Origin of the sequence: Streptomyces sp. KL109B (assembly GCF_030766935.1) — a bacterium.
GTDB lineage: Bacteria > Actinomycetota > Actinomycetes > Streptomycetales > Streptomycetaceae > Streptomyces.
Map to the genome: position 1 here is coordinate 280,010 of NZ_JASERL010000010.1, position 12,250 is coordinate 292,259.

Here is a 12,250-nt window from a genome sequence, read left to right on the forward strand (position 1 = left end):
GCCGAGGGGGCTCGGCGCTGTCCACGTCCGCGAGCGGAAGCCAAGCGGCTCAGCGCAGTTGATCGACGTACAGGTCCGTGCCCGGCACCGTCGGGACGAACGGCGCCACCAGTTCCACCCGGCCGAGCCCCGAAGCGGCCACCGCATCGCCGAGGCCGGTGAAGTGCTCCTGCCAGCACTCGCGCGGGTCGGCCTGGAGGAACCAGAGGAGGGTGAGGCGGGTGTCGACGCCCTCGACCTGCTTCACGTACGTCATCTTGTCGCCCGGCAGCGGTGTCGGCCGGAAGACCGTGACCATGGCGGCTGGCGAGCCCGGAGCGGCAAGGCGGCCCGGCAGGTGCTCCGTGCGCAGCCAGTCCAGGAGCCGGGCGCGCTGCTCGGGCCCCTCGGCGTCGATCACCTCCACGACGAGCCCCTGGTACGGGTGGTCGAGCGCGTGGAAGTCGCGCGGTCCCTCGTCGCCGTCCCGGTACACCGTCGCCTCGTGGTCCTGGAACGACGTGAAGACGTGCGTACGGTCCTGGTGGACGCGGTCGTCGCGGTTGAGGCGCTTGTTGATGCCGACGGTCCACTTCATGTGGTCGGCGTAGCGGCCCTCGGTGATCCAGTACGTGGAGATGTAGCAGCCCGCCGTGACGGGCTCGGCGACCGCCGACTTCTCGGGGTAGCGCAGGAGTTGGAGGTCGCGGGTGGCGACCCAGCGGCGGCCCGCGTACATCCACGGCATGGCCATCGCGCCGGCGTAGTAGTGATCGTCCTCGTACCAGCGGTTGTACGCGTGTTCATGGCCCGGGTGCGGTTCGACCATGGTGATCAGGGCGTGCCCGGGGTGCACCCCGTACGGCCCGACGGCCGCCAGTTCCGCGTATGTCTCGCTGCGCGTGTCCTCGCCCGCGTCCGTGTGCGTGTCCGCCATGCCGCTCACCTTTCACCCTCAGCCAGGAGCCTTCCATCTGCCGTTCGACGCCCATACTCTGACGCCCCGTCAGACAGAACGCCAGAGCCGGGAGGCGAACCGATGGTGAATGCGGAACGGGTGAACGCGGAACTGCTCGCGGGCAGGACGGTGCTCATCTCCGGGGTGGGCGCCGGGCTCGGCCGTCAGGTGGTGGAGGCCGTGCTGCGCGACGGCGGGAACGCGGTCCTCGGGGCGCGCACCGAGGCCAATCTCGCGGCGTGCGCGAAGGAGTTGGACCCGGCGGGCGAGCGGACCGCGTACCGCTCGACGGACATCGGCGACGAGGCGCAGTGCGAGGCGCTCGCGGACCTGGCGCGCGAGCGGTTCGGCGGCATCGACGCGATCGTCCATGTCGCCGCCTGGGACAGCTACTTCGGCGGCCTTGAGGACGCCGACTTCGAGACCTGGAGCAAGGTCGTCGACGTGAATCTGCTCGGTACGCTGCGGATGACGCGAGCCTGTCTGCCCGCCCTCAAGGAGCGCGGCGGCTCGGTCGTCTTCATCGGGACGCAGTCCGCGATCGCGGCGCCCTCGCAGGTCCGGCAGGCGGCGTACGCGGCGTCGAAGGGCGCCCTGACGAGCGCGATGTACTCGCTGGCGCGGGAGCTCGGCCCGCACCGGATCCGGGTGAACACCGTGCTGCCGGGCTGGATGTGGGGTCCGCCCGTGCAGGCGTACGTCCAGATCACCGCGCAGACCGAGGGCGTACCGGAGGACGAGGTGCTCGGGCGGCTCACGGAGCGGATGGCGCTGCCGGAGCTGGCGACGGACGGGGACGTGGCGGACGCGGCGGTGTTCCTGGCGTCGGAGCGGGCGCGCGCGATCACGGGCCAGCAGCTTCTGGTGAACGCGGGTGAACTCATGCGGTAACCGCCCCGCCTCACCCCCTCCAGAGGCACGCAACGTTCTGAATTCTGGCCGCCGTTCATATCCGTGACTGCAAAACCCTTGACCGGCCCCAAGCACGGAGGTTCAATCCCCCACGTCCCCAACACCCTTACCGGGGGCAACCGTTGTGCAGCGGAACCCCTGGAGGGGGCACATGAACAGTCTCGACTGGGTCGTGCTCATCGGCTACTTCGGCGTGATGGTCGCGATCGGCGTCTGGTCCCACAAGCGTGTCGACAACGTTTCCGACTTCTTCACCGCGGGCGGCAAGATGCCGTGGTGGCTGTCGGGCATCTCGCACCACATGTCCGGTTACAGCGCGGTGATGTTCACCGGTTACGCCGGAATCGCGTACACCTACGGCGTGACGTCCTTCGTCACCTGGTCCTTTCCCATCGCGCTCGGCATCGCCATCGGCGCCCGCCTGTTCGCGCCCCGCATCAACCGGCTGCGCTCACGGCTCCACGTGGCCTCGCCGCTCGAATACCTCAAGAACCGCTACAACCTCGGCACCCAGCAGGCGCTCGCGTGGTCCGGGATGCTGCTGAAGATCGTCGACGTCGGGGCGAAGTGGGCGGCCATCGCCACGCTCCTGTCCGTGTTCACAGGTGTGTCCCTGAACCAGGGAATCCTGATCACCGGCGCGATCACCGCGGTCTACTGCACGATCGGCGGTCTGTGGGCGGACGCGCTCACCGAACTCGGCCAGTTCATCATCCAGTTGCTGGCCGGCGTCTCGATGTTCGTCGCGGTCGTCCTTGAGCTGAGCGACAAGCACATCGGCTTCTTCGAGGCGTGGAGCCGCCCCGAGCTCGAGGGCCACGGCAAGCCGCTGGTCGGCCCCTACGGCACGGTCTTCCTCCTCGCGTTCCTCTTCATCAAGCTCTTCGAGTACAACGGCGGCATGCTCAACCAGGCCCAGCGCTACATGGCCACGAGCAGCGGCCACGAGGCGAAGCGCTCCGCGTATCTGTCGGCCGCGCTGTGGCTGATCTGGCCGGTGGTCCTCTTCTTCCCGATGTGGATGTCGCCGCTCCTGGTGGACGCCCAGAAGCCCGACGGCTCGGACTCGTACGGCCTGATGACCGAACAACTCCTCCCCCACGGCCTGTTGGGCCTGGTCATCGTCGGCTTCTTCTCGCACACGATGGCCATGTGCTCCTCCGACGCGAACGCCATCGCGGCGGTCTTCACGCGGGACGTGGCGCCGGCGCTGTCGCGGCGGGCGAAGGAGTGGGGCCCGCGGACCGGCCTGATCGCCGCCCGCCTGACCACCGTCATCTTCCTGGCCCTGTCCATGGCGGTCGCCACGCAGGTCAACTCCCCCACGTTCAAGGACATCATCACCGTCGTCATCAAGTGGGTGGCCGGTCTGATGGGCCCGATCGCGATCCCGATGATGCTGGGCCTGCTGCGCCAGTTCCGCAGGTCGGGGCCGACGGCGGCGCTCACCAGCTGGGGCATGGGCCTGCTCGCGTTCTGGCTGGTCAACTACCCGATCAGCTGGAACATCGAAGGCGGCGTACCACTCCAGTACCAGGTCTCGATCCCCCTCGCCGTCTCCCTGATCCTCTACATCGCCATCGGCTACATCAAGCCCGAGGACACCCCGGAGCGCGACGCGATCATCGCCCGCATCAACTCCGACGACGACAGCTCCGCTGCGGCAGCGGTGCCGACGCCGTCGGAGCCGGGCGACGACGTGGTCGGCTCGCGAGTCAAGGACTGACACCGCCGACCGAACAGTGGGCCGCGCCTCCCCCTCCCCGGGGGGCGCGGCCCATCACATTCGGGCCTTTCAGCCCTCGGCGACACTCGCGCCTTCAGCTCTCGGCGGCGAGTGACCACAAATCAAGCCCCTGCGGCGATTGAGCAGCGGGGTCCGGGGCGGAGCCCCGAGTCCGTAACGCCGGTTCGGCATATACAGCCCCGCCGGCGCTTGAGGCGCGGGGTCCGGGGCGGAGCCCCGTGGTGTGGCCTAGGGTCTGTTGCGAAAGTGGATCTTGGTCGTAGATGATCACGCTTTGTGGGGCGTGGGGATCTGACGAACGGCCAGTGGGCCCGGCTGGAGCCGTTGCTGCCGAAGGGCATCAAGCCGGGCCGTCCGCCGGTGTGGACGCGGCGACAGCTGATAGACGGCATACGGTGGCGGACCCGGACCGGCGCTCCCTGGCGCGATGTGCCGGAACGCTACGGTCCCTGGGACCGGGCCTATGACCTGTTTCGGCGCTGGCAGCGAGATGGCACCTGGGCCAGGATCGTCACCCAGCTGCAGGCCGAGGCCGACGCGAAGGGCCTGATCACCTGGGACGTGAACGTCGACTCCACCGTCTGCCGGGCCCACCAGCACGCCGCCGGGGCAGCGAAAAGGGGGACCTGCAGAAGGAGCCGCCCGGCGGCATCGCCGTCGAGCCGGCCGACCACGGTCTCGGACGCTCCCGGGGCGGGCTGACCACCAAAATCCACCTCGCCGTCGAGCAGGGACAGAAGCCGCTGTCGGTGGTGATCACGGCCGGACAACGCGGGGATTCCCCGCAGTTCGAGCCGGTCCTGGAGGCAATCCGGGTACCCCGGCTCGGCCTGGGGCGGCCGCGCAAACGCCCGGACCGGGTGAGGGCCGACAAGGCGTACGACTCCCGCAAGAACCGCGCCTACCTGCGCCGACGTGGGATCAAGGCAACGATCCCCGTCCCAGCGGACCGGGTCCGCAACCGCAAGAATCTCGGCTCTCACGGCGGTCGGCCGCCGAAGTTCTACAAGACGGACTACCGTGAACGTCACGCGGTCGAGTGCGGGATCAATCGCCTCAAGCGCCACCGTGCGGTGGCTACCCGCTATGACAAGTTGGCCGTCCGCTACGAGGCCACCGTGCTGGTCGCGGTCCTGAACGAATGGCTGTGACCAGCAGCAGAATCGTCCTCATCGGTCACCTTGTAGCCGGGGGCAGAGGGCCAGCGGACCGTCAGAACCACGGACTCTTCCTCCGCGAACCAGGAGTGATCGACGCCCTGGCCCCATACGACGTAGTCCCCCTGCTCGGCCAGGAGAACACTGCGCCCGGGCAGTTCCACCCGGAAGCGCCCGCTGATCAGGACCAGCAGGGCGGTGCGCTCTTCGCCGGTCACCCACTGAGCCCGCTCGTCGCCCTGTGGGTGGACACCCCACTTGATCTCCACGTCTTCGCTATGCCGAGGATCGGAGGCGTCCTTGAAATGCCCCAGCAGCCACCCCCGATCCAGTGCCGCGTCCCTGCCGGCATTGCCCACATACACGCTGTCGGTCATGGCTCCGGAAGGTAGCAGCCAGCCGCAGCACTCACAGCAGCAACTACCGCCACTTTCGCAACAGGCCCTAGGCCCGCGGATACCGGGCCAACCACCCCGCCGAAGCGCCGGCAGGCCCATGCAGCGCAGCGCCCTGCGTCATCTCCATCGCAAAGTCGTCCGCAAGCTCCAGAATCGTGGGCCGCCCCTCCAACTCCGCCACCCACGCCGGCGGCAACGCCGTCTCCCCGTGCAACGCCCCGAGCAGCCCCCCGCACACCGCACCGACAAGCGCGGAAGGCCCATCGTGATGCACGGCGAGCCCGAGCCCGTGCCGAATGTCATCACTCACAAGCGCGCAGTACACAGCCGCGGCCAGCACACCAGTGGCATCGCCATCCCCCACCAGCTCCCCGACCCGCGCCGCGGTCGGCATCCCCTGCCGTACGGCGCCCAGCGCGTGCTTGAGCGCGTCCGCCACGGGCGGATGCCCGGGCCGCGCCGCGAGCAACGCCAGCGCCCGCTGCACAGCGGCGTCGAGCGAGTCGCCACGGGCGAGGGCGTGCACCAGCACCGCGTACGCACCCGCCGCGAGATACGCCTCGGCGGCGCCGTGCGTATGGACCGCGCACTCGACGGACAGCTGGAACACGAGCTGCGGCTCCCAGCCGACCAGCAGCCCGAACGGCGCGGAGCGCGCGGCAGCCTCGCCGCCGTTCGCATCCAGATTCTTCGGCCGGTCCAACGTCCCCATCACGTCATTGCCGAGCCCCAGCATGCACGCCTGCGCGGCGCCGCGCCGCGAGTACAGCCACTCCTCGCGCGCGAGCCAGCCGTCCTCCTTGCGCCGCTCGTCGGGCCCCCAGTCGCGCTGGGTGGCGGCCCACCGCAGATAGGCGCGGTGCACGTCGGTCGGCGGATGCCAGGCGCCGGTGTCGCGCCGCACCTGCGCGCGGATCAGCCCGTCGACGGTGAACAGGGAGAGCTGCGTGGCGGCGGTAATGGCCCCCGTCCGCCCATACACGGGAACGAGCTGCTTCAGCCCTTCGTCACCGTGCTCGGCGTGGATCCCGTCGAGGGAGAGCCCGTCGAGCGGGGCCCCGAGGGTGTCACCGAGCGCGGCTCCCAGCAGCGTCCCGCGCACCCGGCTACGGAAGTCCTGCTGTTCGGCGCGACCCCATACGGCCGCGGCGTTGGGCGCTGCGCCCATGGGGCACTCCTCCTGTCACGACGACCGTCGTCCCTCGCCTCTCTTCGGCTTGGAGCACTGTAATCGACCGGCGTCGACCGGGAATGTGCGTGATGTGGCGGGATTGTGGGCACGGGGCCCTGCGGAGTGCGGGCGGCCCGGCTCCCGCGCGGCGTCGCGCGGCTCCGACTAGAGATCGTCCGGCAAGATTCGGAAACGGCCGGACCTGCGACCGAGCGGCCGCACGGCCCGAAAGTCGCGGAGGTCCCTGGTGAGCACCGCGTCGGTGTCGTAGTCCGCCGCGAGAGCGACGTTCATGGCATCCACGAGGTCGAGATCGAGCGAGTCATAGCGGGCCCGCACGGTCAGGGTCATGTCGAGCAGTGCCGGAGTGACCTCGGCCAGGACGAGTCGCGCCTCCCGCAGGTGCCCCATCAACACCCGCATGACCGCGTCGGCAGCTCGCCTGCCCGCCCTGATGGTGGCGACTTGATGGACCTCGGTGAGCGCCATCGGACTCGCGACCAGCAGCCCGCACTGGTCAACCGCCTTCCGCGCCGCCAGGTGATCCGGGTCCGAACTGTTGCAGAGCGTGAGAATCCCTGAGGTGTCAGCGATCACGATCACGCAGCGCGTCCCCTGCCCTGCCGCACGCCCGCACCCGAGCCGCCACCGCCGGACCTCGCCGCGCGCACGTCGTCGTGCGTCACGGGTCCGCCGAGGTCGATGGTCTCCTCATCCGTGATGAAGGGCTCGTCCCATACTCGGCGGGCCATCGCCATGCGATGGATACCCTCCCGGATCATTTCGGCCTCGGACACTCCGAGCCGCGCGGCGGCCTCTTTGATCAGCGCCAGGTCCGCGTCGTCCGCGTAGACGTTCGTCCGCTTCAGTGCCATGACATCGATGGTACACATCCTGTACCACGCGAGCGAGGGAGTCTTACGGGTCATGCGGCGCACACCTCCGCCGCCGAACACGCGCGGCACTTCCCCGGTCCCGCCGCCCGGAACGCCCGGTCGCAGCCGTCGCAGTTCTGGAGCGGGTCCCGGAGGGGTGGGACGCGTGGGCCCGACCATGGTTCGGCCGGTGGCTTCGGTGGGAGTGCGTGTGGGAGCTGGGCAGCCAGTCGGTGCGCGACGAGCCCCGCGGGGAAGCGGATGTGTTCGGCGGGCAGGCCCGCGGACAGGGCCCGCTGTACGTCGCCGGGGCTCATGCCCCGGTCCAGCCAGGCCTGCGCGGCAGGCGCGAGGCGGCGTACGTCGCGTTCGCTGAGGAACAGGCGGGGGTCGTACGTACGCAGGCCGATGAGGAGGTCGACGGCGGGGGCCCGGGTGGCCGGGGCCGCGCCGGGGTCGGGGTCCTGGGGGTCGGGCTGCGGGGCCCGGAGGGGGCGGCGTTGGGGGCGCGGGGCGCGTGGTTGCGGCGCGGGTCGGGGTGCCTCGACGGGGCGGGGCTCGGGCACGGGCTCCGGGGGCGCCTGGCCACGCAGGTGCGGAGGCTTGTTGTACGAGATCGTGCGCGTGACGATCCGCCCGGACGGGAGCCGTTCCTTGATCCGCTCCAGGTAGCCGTGCTCCTCCAACTCCCGTAGCGCAGCGGCGACTCGGACCTCCCCTTCGGGGAATTTCGCGGCGAGGTCTTTGATGCCGACCTTCGCCCCTTCGGGCAGCGACTGGATGTGCGTGGCCAGGCCGATCGCGGTGAGGGAGAGGTCGGCGTGCTGGGCCAGATGATGCCCGACGACGGTGAACTCGGACATGTGGCGCTCCCAAGAGCGGTGAAGACCGGGTGATGGTGTGGCCGAACGGCCGGAATGGGCGCGCCTCGGCGCGCTAATCTGTTGCCTAGACATCGGGAAGCCTTACTTCCTTGGTTGTCAGGCCCTCGTCCGGGATGCCAGTCCCGGCGGGGGCCGCTTTGCATAGCGGGGCCGCTGTGCATATGCGGCAGAGCGTGCACCACGAACTGGCTTGCGCGCCAGTCGAGTTGGTGCACGTCACTCTCGCGAGTGATTGCGCTCCGGTGGCTTACGTCCGGAGGTGAGGTGGGGGGGTTGGTTTTTACCCACCAATCCTTTGGGGGTTAGCGTCCCGGATCACCGGATCACGCCAACTCGGGTTCCGGAGCGCCGAGTTCAGCCCACACCGTCTTGTGCGGCACGGTTGCGTCGCCGCTGGTCACACCCCACCGGTCGGCATACGCCGCGACGATCAGCAGCCCCCGGCCTCCCTCACCGTCCGCGACGCGGACTCGCGGGATGCGGTCGGGCCGCGCGTCGGCGACTTCGATACGGAGCGTGTGGGCCGGGTCGAGGGTCAGCGTCAGCCGGAAGTCGCGGCCACGGACTCTTCCGTGCCGTACGGCATTGGCCGCGAGCTCGGCGACGACGTGTTCGGCCTCGGCGGATTCCCGCTTCCACTCGGCGAGTTGGCGTTCGGTGAGGAGGCGGGCGAGGCGGGCGCCGCGGGGCGTGGAGGAGAGCAGCACCGTGAATTTCTCGTTCATGTCACTCAGCGTGGTCGCGCGTGTTCCACTTGGACAGGGGCGCCGCCCGTACAGAGCGTGATGGTCCGGGTTGTTGCGTCGGCCTGTCCGGGGTGTACGCGCGAGAGGTGGCCGACCTGTGACGACGACCGAGGATGACGAGTCCACTGCGACGCTGAGGCTGGTCGGGCGACAGATCAAACTGTGGCGGGAGGCCGCCCGACGCACCCAGGCGGAGTTGGGCGCGACGCTCGGGTACAGCGAGGAAACCATCTCAGCGCTGGAGCGGGGGCGGCGGGTACCGAAGCCGGAGTTCCTTCAGCGGGCCGATGAGGTGTTGGGCGCGGGTGGGCATCTGGTGGTGATGAAGAAGGATGTGGAGGAGGCTCAGTACCCCAAGAACACCCGGAACTTGGCCAAGGTGGAGGCCGATTCCGTCGAGATGGGGGCTTACTACACGCACAACATTCACGCGCTCCTTCAGACCGAGGAGCACATGCGGGCGATCTATCGGATGCGGCGGCCGGTACTCACGGAGGAGATCATCGAGCGGGACGTGGCGGCCCGCATGGCGCGGCAGAGAATCATCAATGCCGACTCCCCCTCCCCCGTCATGAGCTTTGTCATGGAAGAGGTGGCGCTGCGCCGACCGGTCGGCGGGAGAGCGGTGCACCGACGTCAGCTCGAACACCTCATGAATATCGATGAGTTGCACAACATCACGATCCAGGTGATGCCCACGAGCACCGAGTACCACCCGGGCCTCGGCGGCTCCTTCCGCCTGTTCAAGCTCAACAGCGGTACGACCCTGGGCTATACGGAAGTTCAGCAGCTCAAGCGGTTCTTCTCCGCCCCGAAAGAGGTGCAGTCGCTGGAGATGCAGTATGGGAACATCCGGGCGGAGGCTCTCCGTCCCGGAGAATCCCGCGCGTTCGTCGAGAAACTGCTGGGAGAGACATGAGCAGCACGGACTCCACACTGGAGTGGTTCAAGAGCAGCTTCAGCAGCAACGAACCCGACTCCGACTGCGTCGAGATCGCCACATCCCCCGGCACCGTCCACATACGCGACTCAAAGCAGCCGACCCGCGCCCAACTCGCCCTCCCCACAAGGGCCTGGGCCCCCTTCGTCGACTACGCGGCGACGCGCCGCACCTGAAGGTCACGTCACATCGTGGTGGGGCGTGAATTCAATGGTCAGCTCGGCGTCGAGGGCCCGCGCCAGTCGCTTCAGGAGCGGGATAGTGGGAACGGTGCCTCCGGCCTCGATCCGGGAGATCTGGGACTGCCTCATCCCGCAGCGTTCAGCGAGCTCGCCCCGCGAGAGCCCGAGGGCGGTACGCCGGTCGTAGACCGACTGGCCGAGATCGTGCGCGAGTTCCGCTTCCTCGTACAGGCGGTCGCACTCGGCGTCCCCCTCCACCGGCTCGGCCAGGAGCTTGCGCTGGCGGCGGGTCTGCCACTCGACGTGGTGCACGAAAGTTCCTCCATTGGCATGGGCCTACTTCATCGGATACGCGGCAGCGAACCGCGCCTGAAGTTCGTCGCGGGCCTGCTCGACGCAGGCTATGCGGGGAGCGAGGCGGGTGCGGTCGGCGCCGGGGGCGGCGGCGATCGAGCGCAAGTAGAGCGCGAGGTCGGCGAGGTCGTCCCAGGCGGTGGGTGCGGTCAGGGTCTCGGACAGGTGGGTGTCCAATCGGGACCACTCGCCAAGGCCTGCCGCGACCAGGGCGAGGTCGTTGAGATCGCTGACGCCGCCTCGGCGCACGGCCCTCCACAGCGGTCGGGCCGCTGCCGCGCCAGGCCGATCCCCTCGCATCCCCAGCGCTCACCCCAAGCCCTCAAGTCTCCCCGCCAGTGTCCAGCGCCCCCGCACACGAGTACAACGGTTACGTCCCCTCACGTGTCTTCCACGACGACGTACGTCCGCGCCCAGGAGGCCCCGCCCATGCGCCTGCCCCGGACCCGATCCCGGTATCGGCCCCGGCCCCGGCCCCGGCATCGGTGCGCCGTCGCGGCGCTGCTGCTCCTCCCCGTGGCGGCCGCCTGCTCGGCCACCGGCGGCGCCGACCCCGACCAAGGAGCCCACGCCCCCGCCGACGGAGCCGCCGTAGACGACAAGGGCCGCGCCAAGCCCCCCGTCACCGACTTCAACGGCGACGGGTACGCCGACCTCGCCGTCCCGGCGGCCGGGTCGGATGTCGGGGCGGCCAAGGGGACCGGCTCCGTCTCCGTGGTGTACGGCGGGGCCGAGGGGGTTCAACTGCCGCGCAGGAAACAGGTGTTCAGCGCCGCGTCGGACGACGCGGTGGGGCGGCTGCTGCGGACCGGCACGGGGGCGGCGGCCACCGGGTTCGGGAGCCAGAGCGCCGCCGCCGATCTGGACGGCGACGGGAACACCGATCTGCTGCTGTCCCTGGACGGGAACGGGGACACCCGGTCCGGCCCGAAGACCGTCGTGTTGTGGGGGTCGCGGGTCGGCCTCGGTTCGCCGATCCTGCTGCCTCCCGTCGCCCCGCGCCCAGGCGACTTCGACGGGGACGGCCACATTGACCTGCTCGCCCATGGCCACGACGGGCGCGAGGGCATGTTCGTGCTGCGCGGGCCGTTCCGGCGTGACGGGAAACCCGCCGGGAGCACGGAGGTGCGCGGGGGCGACTGGGGCGACGCCACCGGGCCCGGCGCGGTCACCGTCGGCGACCTCAACGGGGACCGGTACGACGACGTCGTCACCGCGCAGGGCTTCGAGGAGGAGCGGTACAAGGACTACTTCTTCAAGGGCGGGCCCGACGGGCTTTCGGCGAAGGTCGCGGACCTGGACGCCTACAACGCCCTTGGCGCCGTAGGGGACTTCGACTGCGACGGGGTCGGCGACCTCGCGGTGCAGGAGTCGGGGAAGGCCGCCGACGCCGAGGAGACCGGGCCGCCGCGGATCCAGGTCCTGCGGGGGTCCACGAGCGCTGCCCCGAGCGGCGCGCGGACTCTCGACGTGCCGGGCGCGGCCGGCGTCACGGGAGAGGACACCGACGTCGCGCTGGCCGCCGCCGACGTGGACGACGACGGGTGCGCGGACCTCGCCGTCGGCGTCCCGGGGGCCGCGGGCGGGGGCGCCGTGACGCTGCTGAAGGGCGGGGCGCAGGGGCTGAGCGGGGCGGGCGCGCGTACGTTCACGCAGAACAGCCCGGGCGTGCCCGGGAACGCCGAGGCCGGGGACCTGTTCGGCGGCGCCGTGCGGTTCGCCGACTTCGACAAGGACGGGCACCAGGACCTCGCCGTCGGCGCCCCCGGGGAGGACGGCGCCGAGCCCGACTCCGGCGCGGTGTGGATCCTCGACGGGACCGCGCGGGGACCGGAGGCCCGCCCCGATGGCCTCTCCTTCGGGCCCGAGGCGCTGCTCGCGCCCGTGAAGGGGGCGGGGGCGGCGCGGAACCCGGGGACCGGATTCGGCGCCGCCTTCCGGTGACCT

General features: G+C 70.2%; 15 protein-coding genes. 6 read left to right on the plus strand and 9 right to left on the minus strand.

Features of this window, described 5'->3' with window-relative positions; genetic code table 11:
- Nucleotides 1-49: 49 nt before the first annotated feature.
- Entirely contained in the window at nt 50-916 is an 867-nt protein-coding gene (locus RBJ65_RS30370; RefSeq protein ID WP_306323004.1) for a hypothetical protein, read from the minus strand.
- A 102-nt stretch (nt 917-1,018) separates the two neighbouring features.
- Between RBJ65_RS30370 and RBJ65_RS30375 the strand changes: the two genes are divergently transcribed.
- The 3 genes from RBJ65_RS30375 to RBJ65_RS30385 all read left to right on the plus strand — a co-directional run bounded on the left by RBJ65_RS30375 (nt 1,019) and on the right by RBJ65_RS30385 (nt 4,747).
- The gene (locus tag RBJ65_RS30375) at nt 1,019-1,828 is read left to right on the plus strand and encodes an SDR family oxidoreductase (protein ID WP_306323003.1); all 810 of its coding nucleotides are present in this window, start codon (nt 1,019-1,021) and stop codon (nt 1,826-1,828) included.
- A 172-nt stretch (nt 1,829-2,000) separates the two neighbouring features.
- On the plus strand, nt 2,001-3,575 hold the full coding sequence (locus RBJ65_RS30380) for a sodium:solute symporter family protein (RefSeq protein ID WP_306323002.1): 1,575 nt from the start codon (nt 2,001-2,003) through the stop codon (nt 3,573-3,575).
- Between the two features lie 297 nt (nt 3,576-3,872).
- A protein-coding gene (locus tag RBJ65_RS30385; RefSeq protein WP_306323001.1) for an IS5 family transposase occupies nt 3,873-4,747 on the plus strand; the annotation gives its coding sequence in 2 pieces (ribosomal slippage) (nt 3,873-4,217 and nt 4,220-4,747; 873 coding nt in all).
- Here RBJ65_RS30385 and RBJ65_RS30390 read toward each other — a convergent pair.
- From RBJ65_RS30390 to RBJ65_RS30415, 6 genes are all read right to left on the minus strand, one after another.
- Entirely contained in the window at nt 4,702-5,130 is a 429-nt protein-coding gene (locus RBJ65_RS30390; RefSeq protein WP_306323000.1) for a signal peptidase I, read from the minus strand. The genes RBJ65_RS30385 and RBJ65_RS30390 overlap by 46 nt on opposite strands.
- 67 nt (nt 5,131-5,197) lie before the next feature.
- A complete protein-coding gene (locus RBJ65_RS30395) occupies nt 5,198-6,319 on the minus strand; it encodes an ADP-ribosylglycohydrolase family protein (protein WP_306322999.1) in 1,122 nt (373 codons plus the stop codon).
- 168 nt (nt 6,320-6,487) lie between these two features.
- On the minus strand, nt 6,488-6,925 hold the full coding sequence (locus RBJ65_RS30400) for a PIN domain-containing protein (protein ID WP_306322998.1): 438 nt from the start codon (nt 6,923-6,925) through the stop codon (nt 6,488-6,490).
- The gene (locus tag RBJ65_RS30405; protein ID WP_306322997.1) at nt 6,922-7,197 is read right to left on the minus strand and encodes a CopG family transcriptional regulator; all 276 of its coding nucleotides are present in this window, start codon (nt 7,195-7,197) and stop codon (nt 6,922-6,924) included. The genes RBJ65_RS30400 and RBJ65_RS30405 overlap by 4 nt, the downstream gene beginning before the upstream one ends.
- Nucleotides 7,198-7,247: 50 nt before the next feature.
- Nucleotides 7,248-8,060, minus strand: a complete 813-nt coding sequence (locus RBJ65_RS30410; RefSeq protein WP_306322996.1) for a helix-turn-helix domain-containing protein — start codon at nt 8,058-8,060, stop codon at nt 7,248-7,250.
- A 344-nt stretch (nt 8,061-8,404) separates the two neighbouring features.
- On the minus strand, nt 8,405-8,806 hold the full coding sequence (locus RBJ65_RS30415) for an ATP-binding protein (RefSeq protein WP_306322995.1): 402 nt from the start codon (nt 8,804-8,806) through the stop codon (nt 8,405-8,407).
- A gap of 118 nt (nt 8,807-8,924) precedes the next feature.
- On the opposite strand from RBJ65_RS30415, the gene RBJ65_RS30420 reads away from it, so the two are divergent.
- Nucleotides 8,925-9,746 carry a helix-turn-helix transcriptional regulator gene (locus RBJ65_RS30420; RefSeq protein ID WP_306322994.1) on the plus strand — a complete coding sequence of 274 codons (822 nt, stop codon included), beginning with the start codon at nt 8,925-8,927 and terminating at the stop codon, nt 9,744-9,746.
- Nucleotides 9,743-9,943, plus strand: coding sequence for a DUF397 domain-containing protein (locus RBJ65_RS30425; RefSeq protein ID WP_306322993.1), 201 nt, complete (start codon nt 9,743-9,745; stop codon nt 9,941-9,943). The genes RBJ65_RS30420 and RBJ65_RS30425 overlap by 4 nt, the downstream gene beginning before the upstream one ends.
- 3 nt (nt 9,944-9,946) lie before the next feature.
- Here RBJ65_RS30425 and RBJ65_RS30430 read toward each other — a convergent pair whose 3' ends face one another.
- A complete protein-coding gene (locus tag RBJ65_RS30430; RefSeq protein ID WP_306322992.1) occupies nt 9,947-10,261 on the minus strand; it encodes a helix-turn-helix transcriptional regulator in 315 nt (104 codons plus the stop codon).
- A gap of 24 nt (nt 10,262-10,285) precedes the next feature.
- A complete protein-coding gene (locus RBJ65_RS30435; RefSeq protein WP_306322991.1) occupies nt 10,286-10,552 on the minus strand; it encodes a hypothetical protein in 267 nt (88 codons plus the stop codon).
- Between the two features lie 135 nt (nt 10,553-10,687).
- Here RBJ65_RS30435 and RBJ65_RS30440 point away from each other — a divergent pair, with 135 nt between their 5' ends.
- A complete protein-coding gene (locus RBJ65_RS30440; protein WP_306322990.1) occupies nt 10,688-12,247 on the plus strand; it encodes an FG-GAP and VCBS repeat-containing protein in 1,560 nt (519 codons plus the stop codon).
- Nucleotides 12,248-12,250: the final 3 nt, after the last annotated feature.

Bases quoted from the DNA above. Each gene is read 5' to 3' on its own strand.
- RBJ65_RS30370 (WP_306323004.1), bottom strand. From the start codon at position 916: ATGGCGGACACGCACACGGACGCGGGCGAGGACACGCGCAGCGAGACA.
- RBJ65_RS30375 (WP_306323003.1), top strand. From the start codon at position 1,019: ATGGTGAATGCGGAACGGGTGAACGCGGAACTGCTCGCGGGCAGGACG.
- RBJ65_RS30380 (WP_306323002.1), top strand. From the start codon at position 2,001: ATGAACAGTCTCGACTGGGTCGTGCTCATCGGCTACTTCGGCGTGATG.
- RBJ65_RS30390 (WP_306323000.1), bottom strand. From the start codon at position 5,130: ATGACCGACAGCGTGTATGTGGGCAATGCCGGCAGGGACGCGGCACTG.
- RBJ65_RS30395 (WP_306322999.1), bottom strand. From the start codon at position 6,319: ATGGGCGCAGCGCCCAACGCCGCGGCCGTATGGGGTCGCGCCGAACAG.
- RBJ65_RS30405 (WP_306322997.1), bottom strand. From the start codon at position 7,197: ATGGCACTGAAGCGGACGAACGTCTACGCGGACGACGCGGACCTGGCG.
- RBJ65_RS30410 (WP_306322996.1), bottom strand. From the start codon at position 8,060: ATGTCCGAGTTCACCGTCGTCGGGCATCATCTGGCCCAGCACGCCGAC.
- RBJ65_RS30415 (WP_306322995.1), bottom strand. From the start codon at position 8,806: ATGAACGAGAAATTCACGGTGCTGCTCTCCTCCACGCCCCGCGGCGCC.
- RBJ65_RS30425 (WP_306322993.1), top strand. From the start codon at position 9,743: ATGAGCAGCACGGACTCCACACTGGAGTGGTTCAAGAGCAGCTTCAGC.